We start from the raw sequence: 22,224 nt of genomic DNA, 5'->3' as shown, positions 1-22,224 counted from the left end.
GAATGTTTTAAACGGAAGTTGGCAGAGTATGTCAAAAAGCTATAAGTAAATATTTCAGGAGGTTTTTTATGAAAAAGAAAATAATTATTGCAATTGTTGCTTCTACTATAACAATGACTCATTTTGTAGGAAATACTTATGCAGATTCGAAAACAGAGGTTTCTGTTACAGCTCCCTACAATACAAATCAAATAGCAAAATGGTTAGAAGCACATGCAAAGCCTTTAAAAACAACTAATCCAACTGCATCTCTTAATGATTTGAAACCACTTAAGGATATGGTAGGTTCAGCTTCAATTGTAGGTTTAGGTGAAGCTACGCATGGAGCTCATGAAGTTTTTACGATGAAACACCGCATTGTTAAGTATTTAGTATCTGAAAAGGGCTTTACCAATCTAGTTTTAGAAGAGGGATGGGACAGGGCCTTGGAACTTGATCGATATGTTCTTACTGGTAAGGGAAACCCAAGCCAACATCTAACACCTGTATTTAAGACGAAAGAAATGCTAGATTTACTTGATTGGATTCGGCAATATAATGCTAATCCAAAACATAAATCGAAAGTACGTGTCATCGGGATGGACATTCAATCAGTAAACGAAAATGTTTATAATAATATAACAGAATATATTAAAGCGAACAATTCAAAACTGTTGCCTAGAGTAGAAGAGAAGATAAAAGGTCTTATTCCTGTAACAAAGGATATGAATACTTTTGAAAGCCTTACGAAAGAAGAAAAAGAAAAGTATGTTTTAGATGCTAAACAAATTAGTGCTTTATTAGAGGAAAATAAAAGCTATTTAAATGGAAAATCTAAAGAGTTTGCATGGATAAAGCAAAATGCTCGTATTATTGAACAGTTTACTACAATGTTAGCGACACCTCCTGATAAACCAGCGGATTTTTATTTGAAACATGATATTGCGATGTATGAAAATGCGAAGTGGACTGAAGAACATTTAGGAAAAACCATTGTATGGGCACATAATGGACACGTTTCGAAAACAAATATGCTTCCTTTTATATATCCTAAAGTAGCTGGGCAGCATTTAGCAGAATATTATGGAAAAAGATACGTATCTATTGGAACGTCAGTTTATGAAGGACAATACAATGTCAAGAATAGCAATGGTGAATTTGGCCCCTATGGAACATTAAAATCGGATGATCAAAACAGTTATAACTACATTTTTGGACAGGTCAAAAAAGATCAATTTTTTATTGATTTACGTAAGGCGAACGGCGTGACAAAAACTTGGTTAAACGAACAACATCCAATTTTCGCTGGAATAGCTACCGAAGGGCCTGATATACCAAAAACTGTTGATATATCATTAGGTAAAACGTTTGATATACTTGTTCAAATTCAAAAAGTGAGTCCATCTCAACTAGATCAATAAATTTAGAATAATGTGCCTTAATGACAACTTGAGAAGTGTTTCATATAATACTATAAAATTTGTTTTATATAGTAAGAAGAATAATCGTATTAGAAAAAATTAGCAATTCAACCTGCTAAGAGTAAAATGAATCTTCAATATGTAAAGCGCAAAAAACACTGAAGCGAAAAAGCATCGGTGTTTTTTGCGCTTTCGGGCATAGATGCTACTTCAATCCTATTGTAGAAGTGATTTTGTATGTAAGGAATTTGTAAGGAATAGGTAAGAAAAAAGAGATTTTCATTGTGTAGGATAAAAATATAAGGAGGCATGAAGGGGGGAACAAGTACGGCCTACATATAAAACAAATAATCAGTAACGAGAGTGTTTTAAGGAAAAGAAGTAATTTCTATGGTTAATATGTATGTGGAAAAAGAGTGATTTAGAGATTGTTAGAATACAATGGTGTTTGTGAAAATAATGATTAGTACGTTGATTGCAAATTCAGTGTTGACTTTTATCATTGGGAGAGTTGATAGCTGTGTGGTTAGCATATGACATAATTATTAACCATCAATACGATTTTAATAGAAGAGAGGAATTCTTTATGAAAACAAGCAGTAAAATTACATGTGCAAGTCTAGCACTTTTAATAGGTGGAAGTTCCCTGTTATACATAACACCAACATCAATTGTAAAAGCAGAATCTACGCAAAATGTATCTAGTTCGTTACAAACAAGTACGAAAAGCGATCGTACTTCCGTTAAGAAAGCAATGCGAGATGAACTGCAACTTGGATACCCGGGAATACTCGCTCAAATTTCTAAGGGGGGTAAAACTTGGAGTTATAGTGCTGGGATAGCGGATTTGAAAACTAAGAAACCAATGAAAGCAGATTTTCGCTTTCGCATTGGCAGTGTGACGAAAACGTTCATTGCAACAGTTCTGCTTCAATTATCTGGAGAGAACCGTTTGAATCTAGACGACTCCATTGAAAAATGGTTACCTGGTGTTATTCAAGGAAACGGATATGATGGTAATCAGATTACGATCCGGCAAATATTGAATCATACAAGTGGTATTGCTGACTATATATATTCAAAAGACTTTGATATTACGGATATAAAAAAATCATATACGGCTGAAGAATTTGTAAAGATGGGGATTTCACTTCCCCCAGACTTTGCCCCAGGAAAGGGTTGGTCTTATTCAAACACAGGATACGTATTACTGGGGATCCTTATTGAAAAAGTAACTGGCAACAGTTATGCGGAAGAGGTTGAAAATCGGATTATTGAACCTCTTGATTTGTCAAATACATTTCTACCTGGTAATTCAAGCGTGATTCCAGGCACCAAGCATGCCCGTGGCTATTTGCAACTAGACGGAGCGAGTGAGCTAAAAGACGTTACTTATATTAACCCAGGTAGCTCGGATGGAGATATGATTTCTACTGCTGACGACTTAAACAAATTCTTCTCTTACTTACTAGGTGGCAAATTACTGAAGGAACAGCAGTTAAAACAAATGCTTACTACAGTTCCTACAAATAGAGAGGGAACCGGGTATGGTCTTGGAATCCTTGAAATTAAGCTTCCGAACGGTGTCTCGGTATGGGGACACAGGGGGGGCGTTCCAGGGTTTTCCACTTTTGCTGGTGGAACACTTGGAGGTAAACATACACTCGCTATCAATTCGAACAGTTTAAACATTAATAACCCGGAAGTTTTTAAAAACATTTTACTTGCTGAATTTAGCAAGTAGGAAAAACGGATAAATTTTGTCATTTGTAATTTCCATCGGAATGGATTACCGCTTGAAATGAGTATAGAGGGATTAAGTATCTAGAAACAATCAAGTCAATCATGAAGGATGGCTAAGGGGTTACATTGGCCGGTTAAAAGAGCAACACATATAATGAGTGATTATTATATATACTATTGTATTTGTATGGGTATTGTCACTAATTGTAAATTTATATAAGGTGGGAAGTCTAATTTAAGACTTCCCACTTTTTCCGTTTAACAGCTTTTATTGTGAAGCTATTAACAATAGAAAAAGGAGAATGTAACTAGTTATGCAGATGAAGCTTGGTACATGCGCTATGTAGGATTTTTTTTGGGGATATACAAAAAATAAATTTAGAAGAATATATGAATTAGAGACAAGAAAGCTCAAGTGAATTGAAAACCTTTACTTTTTTGTTTTGGAAATAGTATTTAATTAAACAGTATGGTACTTTATTTTAATAATTGAACAACTGCCTACTAAAAAATTTGATAGGCAGTTGCTTTGCTTTTGGGTGAAAAAAATGATTTTTCTTTAATCTGTAATAACAGTTATAAATTAATTTTAATTATCTTATGAAATAGGGAAAATCAATATAAGTTATAATTATTACTTGTTTTTTTGTTTTACTTGTTCTTTTAATTCATCAAGGGTCTTACCGCTAATATTGTCAGTAATAGTTTCATGTATTTCATTTTTTAATACAATTGTTTTTCCTGCAAGTTGTGCTTTGGAAGACATTTTACTTTCATTAATAGTTTCTATGTTTGTCTGAAGGTCTGCTTTGTTATTTTCATCAAAGGTAATTGCGAATGGTTCAATTGCTCCGTAGTAGTTACCAAATAATTGATCCTTCTTCAAAAACATCATATATTTTTTATTAACCATAGGTTCGATATATAAAGGATCCTTATTTTGCACCTCTTTAGTAGTTATCTTAGTAGCCTTTTTTGTAACTGTGCCATCTGGTGCAACAACTGCATTAGAATCTTCAAGTTTTACAGTTTCAGCGAAACGATGATTGATTTTTATTTGTTTATTTTCATTCACACCTTTAATTGTTTCGGAAATGTTGAAATTATAAAGATGTCCTTCAACGTAATTTTCTTTGTCCTCTTCCGATGGATTACTTGGATTACGTGCCATATTCCACTTAGAGTCAAGACCTTCATATTCACCGATTACAACTAGATCTGCTTCATTAATCATTTGATTTAAATCACTTGTAGCAGGGAAATCTTTACTGAGAATAACAGTTTCGGTATTCTTATCTTCTTCAGCAACAGGGGAGAAGTGACTATTAAATGCTGAATATCCTCCCAAACCAATTACTGTAGCCAAAGGTATTGCAATTACCATAGTTTTTGCTTTTTTACTTAACATTAAGAAATCATCTCCTTTTTCTGTTAATAGATTGCATTTACACCATTTTTATCGTCAGTTTGAGGGACATGCATAGTAGTACGATTACGATTGCTGTTCATAATTGAAGTACCACTGTTGTGACCTATTCCTATTGCATGACCAAACTCATGGACTCCTGTACTTTTAGCAACATTTGATTTTGTAATATTTGTATTACCTGCGTTAATATCACCAGCAAATTTCGTTACTTTTTTAGTGGATGTATTATAAGATGTCTTCATTCTTCCATAATAAGTAGAGGAACTTTCAAACCAAGAGTTTAATGTGTTCACAGAAGAAGAGGAAACTGTAAAATTAATACGAGAAGCAGTGTACCAGGCTGAATCGGCAGCTTGCCAACCAGATTTGATGATACTTGAACCATCGTCTAATCTGTCTCCCCATTTATATGTAGCTGATTTTGAAGGCAGCTTCCATCCTTCTTTTACATAAGCCTCTGAAACGCCAACGCTTGAAAAAACAAACACAGTACCTAATAAAAATGCAGTAATCCCTTTTTTAAAATTCATATTATCCCTCCAAAGATTATTTTTAACAAGAGAATTATAGCACCATTCTCTTCTTTTGGATTAATATTTAATTAACATTTAGAATATTTTGTATTGAGAAAATATAATTTAGGGAGACTTTATTATAATGTATAAATATAAAGCAATGAAATGGTGTCTATGTTTATTCATATTTACTTTTTTAATTATTATTGGTAAAACAATTTGGTCCAGTATAGATGTGGCAGGAGTGTCTAGCGTGTCATCGAATTCTGAAACTATAGTATTAAATAAGACATTCAAAACTACAAATCATTTAAGCGAAATGGTTGAAGAAGCAGACGTTATTGTACTAGGTGAATATGACGGCTTATACTCTAAATGGAATATGGCAAACAGTTCATCACATGAGATTCAAAGTGAAGATGTTGAAGGCCATTTGTTTAGTTTTCATGTCAAAGAAATCTTAAAAGGGGACTATGTAAAGAATGAAATCTTAATAAATCATAGATATTCAGAAAATCTCGTATTAGAGGAAAGTAATGAAATCATTGATAAAAATGGAATCATTCTGAAAGGTGCTACGAAAGTGTTTACTAAAAAAGTAGAAAATAAAGATCCATTGTATATAAAACCAAAATCCGAGGAGACATATATAGTTTTTTTAAAAGAAAATAATAAACTTGGACATTTTTATCCAGCTTTAGAACCTTTTATGATTGAATTTGATGTAAGAAATATTGCACACCTAAAGAGCAATCTAATAAATTGGGATAAAAATAAATATAAATTTGAAACAAAGGTTAAGAATAAAACTTTTTATATTGAAAATGACATAGATTCAACGATCAAAGATAATATTAGCGGAAAAAAATTGAGGGACATTAAGGATTTTGTGAAGAGGACTTCAAAAATGAAATAACATTGTAATAAGTTATATTTCTATTATTAATTGAAAGTTATTACCCTATAAATTCAGTCATTTATTATATAACTGAGTACATAAAAAATGAACTGAATTCTAATAAATAACGTAAAAGCTAAAAGATTTTCGCTTTGAGAACATCTTAAAATATTAAATTGATGGTAACTTTGTTGTATCTCTTTAAACATACCTATATTAAAACCCAAATTTCTCAATTTAATGCTGAGATATTTGGGTTTTTTTAAAGTAATCAATTTTTTAAAAAATTTTTAGAAATTTAAAGATAAAGTATTGTATACATGTAAGTATGATTAAAAATGAAAAGTTGTAAATGCTAAATTTAATTAAATACGCCTTACTCTCTTTACCATTGGCCTGAGTGAATAGTTTATAGGAAATTACACTGGCTAAAGATGCGATAATTGTTCCAAGCCCTCCAATATTTACTCCTAGTAATAAAGCTTTCCAATCAGAAGTAAAGTTTGATAGAAGAATTGAAGTAGGAAAATTGCTAATCAATTGACTCAAGAATATGGAACTAAAGAAGACTGAAGTATCTCCTCTTAAATTAGCGTGAGCAAATGTCTCCAGCGCATCGGAATGGGAAATGTTTCCGATAAAAATAAAAAAACAGACAAAGGTTATTAGAAGAAAGTAATCGATCTTAAATAGTAAGTTTCTATCTAACGTAAATGCTGCCATCAATGTAACTATTAGCGCAATGTAATAATTAATGACACCAAAAATAGATGCAATGATAGTGATAAGTATCAAAATCCAGATGGTAGCTTTTTTTCGATTCTTCACGGTAATAACAGGTAGTTCTATTTTTAAATCTGTTTTTGGAAGTTTTTGAGTACATATAAATAACAAACTGATTCCAAGTACAGCTAAAAGCAGGATTGAACCTAAAAATGGGATGAGCTTAATTCCATAGTAAGAATATAAGTATAAATTTTGTGGGTTTCCCATAGGCATCAAGCTACTGCCGATGTTTGCCGCAATTGTTTGCAGGATGATTGTATTCATCATGTTCATTTGTGTTTTTTTACTAATGACAAGTGTTATTGGAACAAAAGTGAGGAGAGCGACATCATTTGTTACAAACATGGAGCAAATAAAGCATAACAAAATTAGAATAATAGATATTGACCTGCTGTTATTGCATTTATTTAAAATCGCAACGGCAAGTTTGTCTAATATCTTTAGCTGTTCCAAGGCCTTAATGGCCACCATTAGATTAAATAAGCTAATTAACACTTCAAAGTTAATATATTCGATCTTTGGCGAATGTATTAAGCAGCTTACAATTGCTAGTATCAGTGAAATGGTAAGTACTAAATCCTTTTTTAAAAATTCGAATTTCATAAGGAGTCTTTTTTTACTTTGAACGAATACTATTTCTTTCACAATACACCACCTGTAATCTATGTTAGTAGAATGAAACGCAAAGGAAATATACATTTAATAATAGATATTCAACAAATCTCACTAGGGGATTAATTGAGAAAACAAATGTTTTTTGTATGATACCATAAATAAATTAAATGTTTTGTTTTTTTAATATTCTTATAATAACTTATCGATTCTTGATTTCAAATACTTTATATGAAGTTCTAAAAGAGAAAAAGTATGCATGTTTTTATGAAGAAAATAGAGACTTGTCAAAAGTTAGGTAGAACGGAATCCGTGATGTTTGGATACTGTATAAAATTCACAAAACCTCACTGTTTTTTAGATGAAAAAACCTTAAAATATTTTTTGGTTTTTATAAAAATCTGTACTTTTTCGTAACATTCTGTACTTTTGATTATAAATTAAAAATAAGCTTCTCTTAGTTGAAGATTGAAAGCGCTTCATAGTTTTTCTATGAACTTTTTACCTAGCCTATTTTTGAGATTAGTAGTGAGAAAGGAGATATTTCCATGTTCTAGGGAAAATTAACAAAAAACCAGTTAATCACTATTGATTATTATGATTTAAATGTAAATCACCGGTAAATGAAACAAACATAATAGTACAACAATATTAGTGGATAAGAATATTAGTTTTACAGAAGGGGATAGAGCACCGTATGTATAAGCGTTAAGTTCTTCGAAAATTCAGTTTTACAGTTACATGTTGTGATGTTTGCTTAAACAGGCAATCCTATTAATATAGAAAATTTTTATCCTTGTTGTATTTGAATATGAATGAGGTATTTATGCCAGGGAATATAGGTGATTTTATATAGATTATGATAGATAAATTTTTGGTATGGAGTGATAATATGGAAAGATTTTTTGTAGATTTAGTCGGGTCAACGAATGATTTTTTATGGTCTAAATTGTTAATTATTATGCTTGTTATTTGCGGAATTTATTTTACATTTAAATTGAATTTTGTACAGTTTCGAATGTTAAAAGAGATGGTCCGTGTATTAATGGAGGGGAAAAGTGGTTCTAAAGATCAAATCTCCCCTTTTCAAGCGTTTTGTATTGGTATGGCAGCTCGCGTTGGAACAGGGAATATTACAGGAATTGCGATTGCGATTGCATTAGGGGGGCCTGGAGCTGTATTTTGGATGTGGATTATTTCTATTATTAGCTCGGCATCCAGTTTTGTTGAAAGCACATTAGCACAGATATATAAAGTAAAAGATAAAACTGGCTTCCGCGGTGGTCCATCCTATTATATGGAAAAAGGGTTGAATAAACGTTGGATGGGAGTATTATTCTCTATTTTAATCACAATTACTTTTGGTCTTGTATTCAATTCAGTACAATCAAATACAGTTACAATTGCTTTTCAAAATGCATTTGGTACAGATCGCCTAACAGTCGGGATAATCATGGCCATTGCTTTCGCTGCGATTATTTTTGGTGGTGTACAACGTATTGCAAAAATGGCTGAATACAAAGTGGTATTTTTAGCGGTATTATACATTGGAGTTGCATTATTTGTTGTAGTTACCAACATATCAAAAATGCCGGAAGTTCTTTCTCTTATTGTTCAAAACGCATTTGGTTTTAAACAAATAGCAGGAGGTTCAATTGGTGCAGCACTTATGAATGGGGTTAAACGTGGTTTATTTTCAAATGAAGCTGGTATGGGAAGTGCACCAAACGTTGCTGCAACAGCAACAACAAGTCATCCGGTGAAACAAGGACTGATTCAAGCATTTGGTGTATTAACGGATACACTGATCATTTGTACTAGCACTGCCTTTATTATTTTGCTTTCTGATGCATATAAACAACCGGGGTTAAATGGTATTGCACTTACACAAGCAGCATTAAGTGAACACATCGGTTCTTGGGCATCGGGTTGTCTTGCTATCTTTGTTTTTTTATTTGGATTTGGTGCGTTAATTGGCAACTATTATTATGGTGAAACAAATATTCGCTTCTTACATACAAGTAAAGTGTGGTTAATGATATACAGAATAAGTGTGTTGGCTATGATTGTATTTGGTTCCGTTGCAAAGGTTCAAATTGTATGGGATTTAGCGGATTTATTTATGGGCTTTATGGTTATTATTAATTTAATTGCTATTACCTTACTTTCAAAAGTAGCATTTGCGGCGTTACAAGATTATACAAATCAGAAAAAAGCTGGTAAAGATCCTATTTTTTATAAAGAAAACATTAAAGGGCTTAAAAATATTGAATGTTGGGAAAAATATCAGAAAAATTCAAAAAAGAAAAGTGTGTAATAAGAAAGATATTCAGACTGCAATATGTCTGAATATCTTTCTTGGTTCTAGTGCAAATATTATTGATTATAGTAAAGAAAAAATCATTCTATATAAAGTTAATAGTACGGGGGAATATTTTTAAATGATAAAAGATTATAGCATTCAAATTGAGGGTCAAGAAAAAGTTTGCTTAGATCAATGGGTAGCCCATTATCGAACGTATGCAGCTAAGGGACGAAGCGCCAGTTATATTCCCGCTCTGGGGGAAATAAATGTATCGCAGTTAGGTATTTGTATAGTAAAGCCAGATGGAACAATGATAAAGTCAGGAGATTGGGAGATACCTTTCACATTACAAAGTATATCAAAAGTAATCGGTTTTATAGCCGCTTGTTTAAGTCGCGGTATTTCTTATGTATTAGAACGAGTTGACGTAGAGCCAACTGGAGATGCCTTTAATTCAATTATTCGTTTAGAGATACATAAACCAGGAAAACCTTTTAATCCTATGATTAATGCTGGAGCGATTACGATAGCTTCACTTTTGCCAGGGAAATCGGTGCAAGAAAAATTAGAATCTCTATACGTATTAATTGAAAAAATGATAGAGAAGCGTCCTGCTATTAATGAAATAGTATTTCAATCCGAATGGGAAACGGCTCATCGTAATAGAGCTTTAGCATACTATTTAAAGGAAAATGGTTTTCTAGAATCAGATGTGGAGGAGACACTAGAGGTTTACCTAAAACAATGTTCGATTGAAATAAATACAGAAGATATTGCCTTAATAGGGCTTATACTAGCACATGATGGATATCATCCTATTCGCAAAGAACAAGTGCTCCCTAAAGAAGTAGCTAGGTTAACAAAAGCTTTAATGCTTACTTGTGGAATGTACAATGCTTCTGGAAAATTTGCTGCTTTCATTGGATTACCAGCTAAGAGTGGGGTATCTGGCGGAATTATGACACTTGTTCCCTCAAAATCTAGGAAGGATTTATCGTTCCAAGATGGATGTGGTATTGGTATTTACGGACCAGCCATTGATGAGTATGGGAATAGTTTACCAGGAATTATGTTGTTAGAACATATTGCAAAAGAATGGGATTTAAGTATATTTTAAAAAGGAGCACAGATATTTTGGTGTTAGAGCGAGTCCAAAAGTGTTCAGACCTTATATGGTGTCTGAACATTTTTGAGTTATAAAGTATCTTTCTAAAGTAGAAGAGTGTAATGAATACTCACAATCTATAATGCTTTCGTTTATATCTTATTTATCAGTTGTTGAAAAAAATAGAGTAAGTATTGTATTAATGCAAATAGGTTTGTATACTGACTGTTAGGCGAAAGTGAGAAGTGATTATTTTGAATCTTAGTAATTTAGTAAAAAAAGACATCTATATTCTCGTTTTAATGATACTTACAGTACCTTTAGTAGGTGAAATAAAGTCATTTCCTTTAAATGAAACATTTAGAATGAGCTTTGGTGCACCAACATTTTTCTTCTTTTTGTTATTATTTCGACGAGTTCCAGCATTTTTACCGGGTTTTTTAACAGCAATAGTCGTTGTAGTATTTCGTATCTCAATGGATGTCATTATAAAGGGAAATATGGATTGGCTAGCTGCTTTTCATACGCACTATCCTAGTTTTTTCTTTTATTTTACTTATTCGTATCTCTTTCATTTAGCAAAAATCAAACGTTTTTATCATCAACCACTAATGATTGGTTTTATTGGTTGTATTATTGAAATACTGTCAGACTGTGTGGAATTAATGATTCAATATTTCGTATTAAAAACATCAATCACATCCGAGGCAATAAATGAGATCATTGTTATCGCATGTTCCCATAGTTTTATAGTTCTAAGCTTTTTCAATATGATGAAATTGTATGAAGCGCAATCAAGGGAGAGACACATAAAGAAACAAAATGAACACATGCTCATGCTCATCTCTAATTTATATGAAGATGCTGTTCATTTAAAAAAAACATTACAAGATGCTGAGAATATAACAAAAAAATCCTATGATTTATATAAAACCTTAGACTCTTTTGAGCACAAACAGATGAATTTTCAGTTTAAGGATTTAAGGCAACAGGCATTACAAATTGCTGGCGAGGTCCATGACGTTAAAAAGGATAACCAACGCATTTTTGCGGGACTTTCAAAACTAATATCTGATGAAAGTTTTACAGATTATATGTCTGTACATGAACTGGTAAACATCATTATACGGGCAAATACGAAATATGCACGGTTGCTAGAGAAAGACATCCAATTTGTGTATAAAATTGATGGTGTGCATCCTCATTATCATATTTATACAATCTTATCTATTATAAATAATATCGTAACAAACGCTGTAGAAGCTATCCAAGGTATGGGAATCATCACAATTGACATTAATAAAGACCATCATTTTGTTGAATTTCGAGTAGGAGATAACGGTCCAGGTATTTCTTCAAAATATAAAGATTCAATTTTTGAGCCTGGTTTTACTTCTAAATATGATGATTTAGGCAATCCATCGACAGGCATCGGACTATCGTATGTTAAAGAAATGGTCGAACAACTAGAAGGTGATGTTACGCTTGAGGACAGAACCGAAGGAAAAGGATCAATTTTTATAATTAGATTAGGGATTGATCATATAATTTCGAAAGGGTGATTCTATGTATTTTTATATAGTAGATGATGAAAAAGCGGTTCGCTCAATGTTGGCTCAAATTATCGAGGATGAAGATCTTGGAGAGGTTATAGGAGAAGCTGAGGATGGTTTATCTTTAGAGCAACACATGCCAATCCTTAAAAAGATAGACATTTTATTTATCGATTTGTTAATGCCGATTCAAGATGGAATAAAAACAATTCGTCAAATAAAGCCTTCGTTTAAAGGGAAAATCATCATGGTCTCTCAAGTAGAATCAAAAGAATTAATTGCTGAAGCTTATTCGCTTGGCGTTGAATACTATATTATTAAGCCAATTAACCGGATTGAAGTATTAACAGTTGTTCGGAAAGTCATTGAAAGAATTCGTTTGGAAAAATCGATAAAAAACATTCAAGAATCGCTTAATATGGTATTAAAATTGGATAGTAATTCAAGTGCGCAAGAAAAATACCGTAATGAAAAACATTTAAATACTTTTAATCACTTTCAAAATTCCATTCATTTTCTTTTGTCTGAATTAGGAATAGCCAGTGAAAGTGGAAGTAAAGATTTAATGGATATGCTAGATTATTTATATAAATATGAACAAGATAACACGTTGGAACAAGGTTTTCCTTCACTAAAAGAGATTTTTATGAATTTAGCTCAAAAAAAACTTGGGGATTCAGCTGAAGATACCGAATTAAAAAGGTTCATAGAAGCTTCCAAACAACGGATTCGGAGAGCAATTTATCAATCATTAAACCATTTAGCATCCCTTGGACTTACTGATTTTTTAAACCCGAAGTTCGAAAATTATGCCTCTAGATTTTTTGATTTTACTACCGTAAGGAGAAAGATGACAGAATTGAATAATGAACCAACAGTACCTGCTCGTATTGATACGAAAAAATTTATTCAAGTTCTTTATTTTGAAGCAAAACGAATACACTTGGAATTACGATGATAAACTCTTGCTCATTATTACTTTCAATTAATAGATTGATAGTTGTTTTCATGTTATTTGTTTTATATAGTTTTTCTAAGAGAGTATTTTCCTTTATTTCATATTGGTTTTAAAATCAGAAAATTCCGTATGGATTCAGTGGAAATATATTAACTTAGAACAAAAAAATGTGTATGCTCTATTTTTAAATATTAATATTCGTTAAAGGAAATAAAAAATTTCACAATAAGATATAAATACATAGTAAGTTGAATAAAGAAAAAAGATGCTATCTTCTAGCATCTTTTTTCTTTAAGAGGAAATATCATTGATACTTATATTATTTTAAATTCAAATGCGGGCATATAAATAAAGGAAAAGGAGATAATATCTAACAAATTATAATTGGAAATGGTATTTTAGGTCAGAAATGTTTTTATACTAATTAGGTTATTGGTACTAAATAAGCATAATGTCTTGCTTTTCTGCTCTTTAATCTTATAGTTATTTTTTATTAAGTACATACCGTTCTTTAGAAGTCTCAATCCTAGCAGAGTATATAAATTAGGTGATAAACATGTGGAACATAATTACTTCTTATCTTCCAGATTGGAAAGTCTTTGTACAAGCTTTTATCTTGTTTTTAATTCCGTATACTATCTCAAGATTTTTTCATTGGGTTCGTATGTCAGAGAAAGAGTGGGAAGAATGAGTTGGTGGAAGTCAAGAGATAAACAAGTGAAAAAAAATAATATTCAAAGTAAAACGAAACAAGAGCATAAACCTTCTCAAAATACAACTGTTCATTTCACGAATGATTTTGCCTCTAACTTAGAACTTATAAAGCAACAAATCGGACATAATTCTGATGTTCGCTTTCGGAAGTTTAATATTGGACGCACAGATATTCAAGCTGGGATCATTTTTGTTGATGGTCTATCAGATAAAGAGATCATTGACAAACATATTATGAAATTACTAATGGATGATTTTTCTGACGAATATAAAAATGAATCTTCTTATGTGGAGGGGACTGTTTCAAAAGAATATATTAAAAATAAAGTTCTTACAATTAGTGAAGTAGCAGAAGTCCATTACATAAAAGATGTGATATCCAAAGTATTGATAGGTTCAACAGCTCTTTTAATTGATGGTTTAGCAGATGTGTTTATTCTTGGTACAACAAAAGCAAATAAACGAAACATGGAAGAACCAGTATCGGAGGCATTAGTCAGAGGTCCACGGGTGGGGTTTACTGAAGTATTAAGTGACAATACCTCACTTTTGCGACGGCATTGTGCGGATGAAAACTTATCATTAGTAAAGCTACCAGTAGGAGAGCGTGCAAAGAAAGAGCTAGTTGTCGCATTTATTAAAGATCTTGCTAGTACAGAATTGGTGGATGAAATAAAAAACAGAATTCAGAAAATTGACATAGACAGTGTACTCGAATCTGGTTATATTGAGCAACTCATTGAAGATAATTATCTAAGTCCTTTTCCGCAGATTCAAAATACAGAACGACCTGATCGTGTTATTAGTGCTTTGATGGAAGGTCGAGTAGCTATTTTGTTAGATGGAACACCATTTGTTTTAATTGCTCCAGTTACATTTAGTATGCTACTGCAATCACCAGAAGATTATTATGAAAGGTGGCTTCCTGGTACGCTTCTCCGCTTATTACGCTTCATGACAGCTTTTGTTTCATTATTTGCTCCAGCACTGTATATTTCTTTCATTTCGTTTCATCCAGGATTAATTCCCACTAAGCTCGCTATTTCTATTCTCGGATCGCGAGAAGGAGTTCCTTTTCCCGCTTTAATAGAAGCGTTAATTATGGAAGTAGCTATCGAAGTTTTACGAGAAGCGGGTTTACGTCTGCCTAAACCAATTGGACCTGCAATGGGAATTGTGGGCGGTTTAATAATTGGTCAGGCTGCCGTAGAAGCAGGAATTGTTAGTCCAATAATGGTTATCGTTGTTGCGGTAACAGCTATTTCTTCTTTTACTATTCCGCAATATAGTGTGGGAATTACGTTACGCATTCTTCGTTTTGTAGCTATGTTTTGTGCTGCGATATTTGGCTTGTATGGAGTTATTCTCTTCTTTCTTTTACTTTGCAGTCATTTAGTGAAACTGAAAAGTTTTGGCGTTCCTTATACTAGCCCTGCTGTTCCGTACCGATTTAGTGATTGGAAAGATTTTATGGTTCGCATGCCATTAAAAATAATGAGACGTCGACCGAAAATAATGCATACCAAAAAAACTAACCGCAAAAGGTAGCTGATGACGAAAGGAAGTGGCCTTCAGTGATTACTATACCTAAAGACCGAATAACAACTGCACAAGCAGTTGTTATTATTGTAAATTACATACTGGGAACAGGAATCCTCACTCTGCCCAGAGCATCTGTAGAAAAAGTGAAAACACCAGATGTATGGTTAAGTGTGATATTAGGTGGGATACTCGCAATGGTTTCAGGAGTAATTATGGTCAAACTAAGTCAGCAGTTTCCAGATAAAACATTTTATCAATACAGTCAAGATATTGTAGGGAAATGGATAGGCAGGTTGCTTAGTTTTCTTATTATAGGGTATTTTCTTACAACTTCAGCCTTTCAAATTCGTTCAATGGCAGAAGTAATAAGCTTTTTTTTGCTAGAAGGAACTCCCACATGGGCTATTGTTATGCCTTTTATGTGGATAGGTCTCTATTTGATTATGAGTGGTATTAACTCGATTGCACGGATGTTTGAAATAATATTTCCTATTACTTTCTTTATTTTTTTACTCATTTCCTTTATGAGTATAGGGATATTCGAGATAGATAATCTCCGTCCCGTATTAGGTTTGGGAATTAAACCGGTGTTAGATGGGGTAAAAACAACGTCTCTCGCATATACAGGTCCAGAAATTATGTTAATTCTTTTGGTGTTTATGGAACAACGAAAGAAAGCAGTAAAAGCTATTTTAGTTGGAATTTCTATTCCGTTAATCTTTTATGTAATAACTGTTGTAATGGTCATTGGTGCATTATCAATTGATGGGGTTGTAACAAGAACATGGCCGACAATTGACCTTATGCGCAGTTTTGAAATTTCTGGTTTAATATTTGAACGTTTTGAATCTTTACTGCTTGTAATATGGATTATGCAAATATTTGCTACCTATACAATTAGTTACTATGCAGCTGCATTAGGATTGGCACAACTCTTTAAAAAGAGTATTCATCCGTTTATTTTTGCTTTGATTCCAATCATTTACATCATTGCTATGACGTCGAAAAATATAAATGATTTGCTTAAACTGGGGGATATGCTCGGTAATGCTGCTTTATTTTTATTTGGTTTACTGCCACTGCTTCTTCTTATTATTAAGCGATTAAAAGGAGGAGTAGTGTGAAAAATAAATTTAATTATATGCGGTTCTATTTGGTTTTGTTATGTACGCTTTTGCTTCTATTTTTAACAGGATGTTGGAGCAGTAAAGAAGTAGAAGAGTTGAGTTTAACTGCAGGTATAGCACTAGATAAAGGGAAGGATTCAACAATTGAGAAAGAGGATGAGGAAGGAGGTTATCCTAAAAGAAATCTTATAAAAGCAACTTATCAAATTGTCAGTTCGCAAGCACAAAGTAAAGGAAACGGACAACAAAAACGTTATATAAATGTTTCTGAGACCGGTGATTCCATTCATCAAATTGTTCGTGAGTTTTCATTGAAAAGAGAGAGCGCAATGTTCAGCCCACATTTAAAAAACATTGTTATTAGTGATAGTCTTGTGCGTACATACAGTTTAGAACAATTACTTGAACAGTATCTCCGCGACAATGAAGTTCGGCTTAGCTGTATGATCTTAATTAGCAAGGGTCTAGCGAAGGAGGTACTGGAATCAAACAAAAAAGGAGAAATCCCAGCATTTCGTTTGTCTGGAATTGCAGATAATCGAAAGAGAACAACAAGGATTTTACCTCCTGTATCACTCGCTAAATTGGAAGGAAAGATGCGGTCAGGGTCCAGTTTTCTATTGCAAAATGTAATCTCGATAAAAGGAGAAACGAAATTTGCAGGAGCTGCTGTAATTAAAGGGAAGACAAAAAAGTTGATGGGCTTTTTAAATGAACAGGAATTGGAAGGAGTAGTATGGATAAACGGAAAAAGGAATGGTGGTGTGGTAAAAACTTTTGATAAAGAATCAAAGAAACTCATTATATACGAAATAAAGTCAATAAAAAGCAAAATCATACCACATGTTAACGGAAATAATATTTCCTTTGATGTAAACATTGAATCAGAAGGGCGTTTGTCTGAAAATTGGATGCAATCAGGAAAAGATTTTGAAAATGAATTTTTAAAAAGGGAAGAAAAAGCTATTGAAAAAGAAGTAAAGCACTTAGTACATCATGTTACAAAAAAAATACAAAAAGAATACCAAGTCGATATTGCGGGTTTTGGCAACCAATTAAGAATTAAACACCCGAGAACATGGGAGAAAGTCAAAAAAGATTGGGATCGAACATTTAGTAAGGTACCGATTAAATATCATATAAATGTAACTATACAAGATTATGGAGCGTCAAGTTTAAAACGGTGAGATACCTTAATTGAAATTATATTTGCATCAAAACAAAAAGTTACAAAAATTTTAATTTAAAAACTTTTGTAACTTTTTGTTTTTTTATGTCCTTCTTATTATAAATTAAAGAAATGATTTTACCCTATACATTTCTTTTGCGTTATAAAAGTAAATCACAATAGTTACTATTGGCGTGTTATTTAACGTTAGGAAAGAGGAATCGCTATATGTCTTGAATAGGAGGGAGTTTGAAGTGCAAGCGAAAGCAGTGCAAATAGAAGAAATCTATCAAGAAATATTAGACGGTAAAAGAAGTAGGTTTCCACCGAATACATGGAAAGAAGATAGCAATAGAGAGCTATCTAAAAGGGTCACAAAATATTTAATTGAAACAATTTTAAAATGGAATGAAGAGGATATTAAACAAAAATGGAATACGCCTTTAATTATAAAATATCGATTACTCGGCGCGCTCAAACATAGTTATGATAATAGTCCCTATAAGATGATTGAAGACTTATATCCCAATAGATTTAAAGAGTGGGAGTTTGGTATGGCACCATTAAATTTTTGGACTAAAGAAAAAGCTCTTGAAGCATTAAAATGGACTGTTGAAGAAAAAGAAAAACTAAGTAAAGTAGAACTATTCAAATTCTATAATAAAAAATGGTTAGAGAAAAATAAACTCAGTGCACCATTAGTTATGTATTGGAATGGTAGTCCTTATGCAATGATAAATTCTTTATATCCTAATAAATTTAAAGAGTGGGAATTTAGTATGACTCCTAACAATTTTTGGACTAAAGAAAAAGCATTGGTAGCATTAAGGTGGACTATTGAAGAAAAAGAAAAATTAACTTCTTTTCAATTATTACAAGTTTACAGTGTAAAATGGCTTACTATTCATAAATTAATTTCTCCTTGTCAAATATTCTGGAATAACAGTCCGTACTCTATGATCAATGAATTATATCCTGGTCAAAATAAAGAATGGGAATATAAATTCACACCTACCGGATTTTGGACTGAAAAAAAAGCATTAGAGGCGCTGAAGTGGACTATTGAAGAAAAGGAAAAACTAACAGAGGAGCAATTACTATCTATGTACACACAAAGATGGTTAATTAAACATAAGTTATGGACACCATTAAGAAGATATTGGAAGGGAAGTCCATACAATATGTTAAATACTTTATACCCCAATCGTTATGCAAAAGATATGTTAAAAGGTTATAAAAATAAATAATGATTATATTAGAAGTCTTACTTATATTATACAATATCAAGTTTAATATAGAGTTAATAAAATATTGATTTAATTAATTCTTAACTTAATTATAGGAGCGAAATTATATGTCACTTTTACGAGATGAAGCATTAAAAATGCATAAAGAAAAACAGGGGAAGATTGGTATTTATTCTAAAGTTAAAGTACAAAATTCAACAGATTTAAGTCTCGCTTACTCACCAGGTGTTGCTGAGCCATGCTTAGAGATTTATAAAGATGAAAGCAAAGTATATGATTATACAATGAAAGGGAATCTAGTTGGAGTTATATCCGATGGAACTGCAGTATTAGGTCTTGGGAATATTGGACCTAAAGCAGCTATGCCAGTGATGGAGGGAAAAGCTTTACTTTTCAAATCATTTGCTGAGATCGATGCTTTTCCTATTTGTTTAAACACTAATAATCCGGATAAGATTGTTGAAGTTGTTAAATTATTAGAACCAAATTTTGGTGGGATAAACTTAGAAGATATTGCAGCACCTCAATGTTTTGAAATTGAGGAGCGCCTAAGAAAATCTTGTGATATTCCTGTTTTCCATGATGATCAACACGGTACAGCTATTGTAACGATTGCTGGCCTAATTAATGCACTTAAGTTAACAAATAAAAAAATTGAAGATGTGCAAATCGTTGTGAATGGTGCTGGTGCTGCTGGGATAGCGATTGTTAAGCTGTTACTTCATATGCATGTAAAAAATGTTATTTTGTGTGACACAAAAGGGATAATATATGAACAGCGACCTATTGGAATGAATGCGCTTAAAGAAGAAATAGCTCGTATTACAAATATAGAACAGAAGCGGGGAACATTAGCAGAGGCCCTTATTGATGCTGATGTATTTATTGGAGTATCAGCTGCAGATGTAGTTGATGAGGATATGATTCGTTCTATGAATCATAATCCTATTATTTTTGCCTTGGCTAACCCTACACCTGAAATTATGCCTAATAAAGCAAAAATAGCAGGAGCACTAGTAGTTGGTACAGGACGTTCTGATTTTCCTAATCAAGTAAATAATGTACTAGCTTTTCCCGGAGTTTTTCGTGGAGCTTTAGATGTACAAGCAAAAGAAATTAATGAAGAAATGAAGCTAGCAGCTGTTTATGCAATAGCTGAGTTAATTTCAGAAGAAGAGCTTCATGTTAACTATGTTATTCCAAATCCGTTTGATCCTAGGGTGGTGCCACATGTAGCATATGCTGTCGCACGTGCTGCAGTGGAAACCGGTGTTTCAAGAAAAAATATCAGCATGTCTGAAATTAAAAACAATCTATTCAGGTTAACAAAAGAGGAAAATATATTAAAATAAATATTTTTCTTAAGAAAATATTATGTAGTAAAGGTTATCTACTTAGTTCTTAGCGTATAAAAAGTTAAATTATGTATATCTCCCTTTCTGATATTTGTAAAACGCATATATTTATTCCTTGCGAAGCATGGAAATTAACAAAGTCTTAAAAGGAGCGAGTTTAAATGATGATTGTTCTTCAGGTAGTTTTAGCAATTTTTATTGTAGTAGGGGGATTCATAAAAATTTTTCATATATCTTTTCAGGTGGAACATTGGCAACAATATCAATATCCATTATGGTTTATGTCTATAATTGGTTTTATTGAAATTATTGGCGCAATAGGTATAATCGGTGGTATTTGGAATCAATACTTAGCGCTAGGAGCAAATACGTTATTAGCAGTTCTCATGGTCGGAGCCATTCATGCTCATATTTTTCGAGCAAAACAATCTATTTTAATGATAATTCCTGCATTACTTTGTTTCATATTATCTATGGGGATAATTATTTGGAATTTAAATACATTTTCTTGAGCGTAACTATAAATTTTGAAAATAAGTAATTATTAGAGGAATATGTAAGCTCTATTTAAAATGGTGAATAGTTAAAGAATATTAATTCCGAAAAATTATCACCATTTTACTATTGTTTTTAATAGTTCTATGAATAGAAAGTCGCTTCATTTTTTAAAATGCATGCTTGTAAAGTACATACGAAAACATAACTCATTATAGGAAGGAGAATTTTTAAATTCTATTGATAAACCCAGTAATTGTAATAGCCCTAACTTAGAATAATAATTTCAAAATCAATAAAGTTTAGAATAGAAGGAGCAAGATCAAATTATTATGAATAAACAAATAGGATTTATCGGATGTGGAAACATGGGTATTGCTATGATAGGTGGGATGATTAATAAAAATATAGTGTCTCCAAATCAAATAATTTGTTCAGATTTAAACGTCAGTAATTTAAAAAATGCTAGTGATAAATATGGCATAACTATAACTACTAACAATAATGAAGTTGCTAACAGTGCCGACATTTTAATTTTATCAATTAAACCAGACTTATACACATCGGTAATTAACCAAATAAAAAACCAAATAAAAAATGATGTAATTGTTGTAACTATTGCTGCAGGAAAAAGTATTAAGAGCACTGAGAATGAATTTGATAGAAAGTTAAAGGTTATTAGAGTAATGCCGAATACACCGGTACTTGTTGGGGAAGGAATGTCTGCATTATCTTTTAATGAAATGGTTACAGAAAAAGATATAAAAGAGGTACTAAATATATTTAATAGTTTCGGCCAGACGGAGGTCGTAAATGAAAAATTAATGGATGTTGTTACATCTATTAGTGGTTCTTCTCCAGCATATGTGTATATGTTTATAGAAGCCATGGCAGATGCTGCTGTACTTGACGGTATGCCGAGAAAACAGGCTTATAAATTTGCGGCTCAGGCTGTATTAGGTTCTGCAAAAATGGTATTGGAAACGGGAATACATCCAGGTGAATTGAAGGATATGGTTTGTTCTCCAGGGGGAACGACGATAGAAGCTGTAGCAACATTAGAAGAAAAAGGTTTAAGAACAGCTATCATTTCAGCTATGAAACGTTGTACGAAAAAATCTATAGAAATGTCTCGTTTAACTAGTAAGTGAGAAGATTTGTTTAGGTGTAACTTCATATCCATTAATGTAAGCTATTATTTAAATTAAAAGCTTGTTGCTATTCTCTTATAGAGAGCGGGGCATAAAATTGCCTTTCGCAATGGTGCTCTAG

Annotated in this window: 17 protein-coding genes; 14 read left to right on the top strand and 3 right to left on the bottom strand. The window is 32.3% G+C overall.

All coding sequences use genetic code 11. From position 1 onward, the window contains the following. Positions 1-68 precede the first annotated feature (68 nt). Both ACUN13_RS17880 and ACUN13_RS17875 read left to right on the top strand, forming a co-directional pair. A complete protein-coding gene (locus tag ACUN13_RS17880; RefSeq protein WP_257115489.1) occupies positions 69-1,400 on the top strand; it encodes an erythromycin esterase family protein in 1,332 nt (443 codons plus the stop codon). Between the two features lie 586 nt (positions 1,401-1,986). Continuing rightward, on the top strand, positions 1,987-3,144 hold the full coding sequence (locus ACUN13_RS17875; protein ID WP_445423891.1) for a serine hydrolase domain-containing protein: 1,158 nt from the start codon (positions 1,987-1,989) through the stop codon (positions 3,142-3,144). 633 nt (positions 3,145-3,777) lie between these two features. Here ACUN13_RS17875 and ACUN13_RS17870 read toward each other — a convergent pair. After that, on the bottom strand, positions 3,778-4,551 hold the full coding sequence (locus ACUN13_RS17870) for a hypothetical protein (protein WP_000949362.1): 774 nt from the start codon (positions 4,549-4,551) through the stop codon (positions 3,778-3,780). Between the two features lie 23 nt (positions 4,552-4,574). Further along, on the bottom strand, positions 4,575-5,102 hold the full coding sequence (locus ACUN13_RS17865; protein ID WP_001009605.1) for a matrixin family metalloprotease: 528 nt from the start codon (positions 5,100-5,102) through the stop codon (positions 4,575-4,577). 127 nt (positions 5,103-5,229) lie between these two features. On the opposite strand from ACUN13_RS17865, the gene ACUN13_RS17860 reads away from it, so the two are divergent. Continuing rightward, the gene (locus ACUN13_RS17860) at positions 5,230-6,003 is read left to right on the top strand and encodes a hypothetical protein (protein WP_000280045.1); all 774 of its coding nucleotides are present in this window, start codon (positions 5,230-5,232) and stop codon (positions 6,001-6,003) included. A 261-nt stretch (positions 6,004-6,264) separates the two neighbouring features. On the opposite strand, the gene ACUN13_RS17855 is transcribed toward ACUN13_RS17860, so the two are convergent. Next, complete coding sequence (locus ACUN13_RS17855) at positions 6,265-7,416, bottom strand: anion transporter (protein WP_257115488.1); 1,152 nt, start codon at positions 7,414-7,416, stop codon at positions 6,265-6,267. An 859-nt stretch (positions 7,417-8,275) separates the two neighbouring features. Here ACUN13_RS17855 and ACUN13_RS17850 point away from each other — a divergent pair. From ACUN13_RS17850 to proC, 11 genes are all read left to right on the top strand, one after another. Further along, positions 8,276-9,700, top strand: coding sequence for an alanine/glycine:cation symporter family protein (locus ACUN13_RS17850; protein ID WP_257115487.1), 1,425 nt, complete (start codon positions 8,276-8,278; stop codon positions 9,698-9,700). A 124-nt stretch (positions 9,701-9,824) separates the two neighbouring features. Beyond that, positions 9,825-10,805 carry a glutaminase GlsA gene (glsA, locus tag ACUN13_RS17845; protein ID WP_048527827.1) on the top strand — a complete coding sequence of 327 codons (981 nt, stop codon included), beginning with the start codon at positions 9,825-9,827 and terminating at the stop codon, positions 10,803-10,805. A gap of 233 nt (positions 10,806-11,038) precedes the next feature. After that, on the top strand, positions 11,039-12,355 hold the full coding sequence (locus tag ACUN13_RS17840; protein ID WP_257115486.1) for a sensor histidine kinase: 1,317 nt from the start codon (positions 11,039-11,041) through the stop codon (positions 12,353-12,355). A gap of 4 nt (positions 12,356-12,359) precedes the next feature. Then, entirely contained in the window at positions 12,360-13,304 is a 945-nt protein-coding gene (locus tag ACUN13_RS17835; protein ID WP_048527825.1) for a response regulator, read from the top strand. Positions 13,305-13,991: 687 nt separating this feature from the next. Beyond that, complete coding sequence (locus tag ACUN13_RS17830) at positions 13,992-15,566, top strand: spore germination protein (protein ID WP_048527824.1); 1,575 nt, start codon at positions 13,992-13,994, stop codon at positions 15,564-15,566. Between the two features lie 26 nt (positions 15,567-15,592). Beyond that, the gene (locus ACUN13_RS17825; protein ID WP_017673624.1) at positions 15,593-16,684 is read left to right on the top strand and encodes a spore germination protein; all 1,092 of its coding nucleotides are present in this window, start codon (positions 15,593-15,595) and stop codon (positions 16,682-16,684) included. Beyond that, positions 16,681-17,874 (top strand): Ger(x)C family spore germination protein, encoded by a 1,194-nt coding sequence (locus ACUN13_RS17820; protein ID WP_000790805.1) that lies wholly within the window; start codon positions 16,681-16,683, stop codon positions 17,872-17,874. Before ACUN13_RS17825 ends, ACUN13_RS17820 begins: the two co-directional genes overlap by 4 nt. Positions 17,875-18,109: 235 nt before the next feature. Further along, entirely contained in the window at positions 18,110-19,102 is a 993-nt protein-coding gene (locus ACUN13_RS17815) for a DUF4046 domain-containing protein (protein ID WP_257115484.1), read from the top strand. 107 nt (positions 19,103-19,209) lie between these two features. Then, positions 19,210-20,454 carry an NAD(P)-dependent malic enzyme gene (locus ACUN13_RS17810; protein WP_257115483.1) on the top strand — a complete coding sequence of 415 codons (1,245 nt, stop codon included), beginning with the start codon at positions 19,210-19,212 and terminating at the stop codon, positions 20,452-20,454. A gap of 164 nt (positions 20,455-20,618) precedes the next feature. Beyond that, positions 20,619-20,969, top strand: a complete 351-nt coding sequence (locus ACUN13_RS17805) for a DoxX family protein (protein WP_257115482.1) — start codon at positions 20,619-20,621, stop codon at positions 20,967-20,969. Between the two features lie 315 nt (positions 20,970-21,284). Next, complete coding sequence (gene proC / locus ACUN13_RS17800) at positions 21,285-22,103, top strand: pyrroline-5-carboxylate reductase (RefSeq protein WP_257115481.1); 819 nt, start codon at positions 21,285-21,287, stop codon at positions 22,101-22,103. Positions 22,104-22,224: the final 121 nt, after the last annotated feature.

The sequence above is a fragment of the Bacillus cereus group sp. Bce041 genome (genome assembly GCF_052646455.1).
Note: the sequence above shows the minus strand (reverse complement) of the source record. Positions and strands in the feature narration are given on the sequence as shown.

Excerpts from the sequence above, each read along its gene's own strand:
- ACUN13_RS17880 (WP_257115489.1), top strand. The coding sequence starts at position 69 with ATGAAAAAGAAAATAATTATTGCAATTGTTGCTTCTACTATAACAATG.
- ACUN13_RS17875 (WP_445423891.1), top strand. The coding sequence starts at position 1,987 with ATGAAAACAAGCAGTAAAATTACATGTGCAAGTCTAGCACTTTTAATA.
- ACUN13_RS17870 (WP_000949362.1), bottom strand. The coding sequence starts at position 4,551 with ATGTTAAGTAAAAAAGCAAAAACTATGGTAATTGCAATACCTTTGGCT.
- ACUN13_RS17865 (WP_001009605.1), bottom strand. The coding sequence starts at position 5,102 with ATGAATTTTAAAAAAGGGATTACTGCATTTTTATTAGGTACTGTGTTT.
- ACUN13_RS17860 (WP_000280045.1), top strand. The coding sequence starts at position 5,230 with ATGTATAAATATAAAGCAATGAAATGGTGTCTATGTTTATTCATATTT.
- ACUN13_RS17850 (WP_257115487.1), top strand. The coding sequence starts at position 8,276 with ATGGAAAGATTTTTTGTAGATTTAGTCGGGTCAACGAATGATTTTTTA.
- glsA (WP_048527827.1), top strand. The coding sequence starts at position 9,825 with ATGATAAAAGATTATAGCATTCAAATTGAGGGTCAAGAAAAAGTTTGC.
- ACUN13_RS17835 (WP_048527825.1), top strand. The coding sequence starts at position 12,360 with ATGTATTTTTATATAGTAGATGATGAAAAAGCGGTTCGCTCAATGTTG.
- ACUN13_RS17830 (WP_048527824.1), top strand. The coding sequence starts at position 13,992 with ATGAGTTGGTGGAAGTCAAGAGATAAACAAGTGAAAAAAAATAATATT.
- ACUN13_RS17810 (WP_257115483.1), top strand. The coding sequence starts at position 19,210 with ATGTCACTTTTACGAGATGAAGCATTAAAAATGCATAAAGAAAAACAG.
- ACUN13_RS17805 (WP_257115482.1), top strand. The coding sequence starts at position 20,619 with ATGATGATTGTTCTTCAGGTAGTTTTAGCAATTTTTATTGTAGTAGGG.
- proC (WP_257115481.1), top strand. The coding sequence starts at position 21,285 with ATGAATAAACAAATAGGATTTATCGGATGTGGAAACATGGGTATTGCT.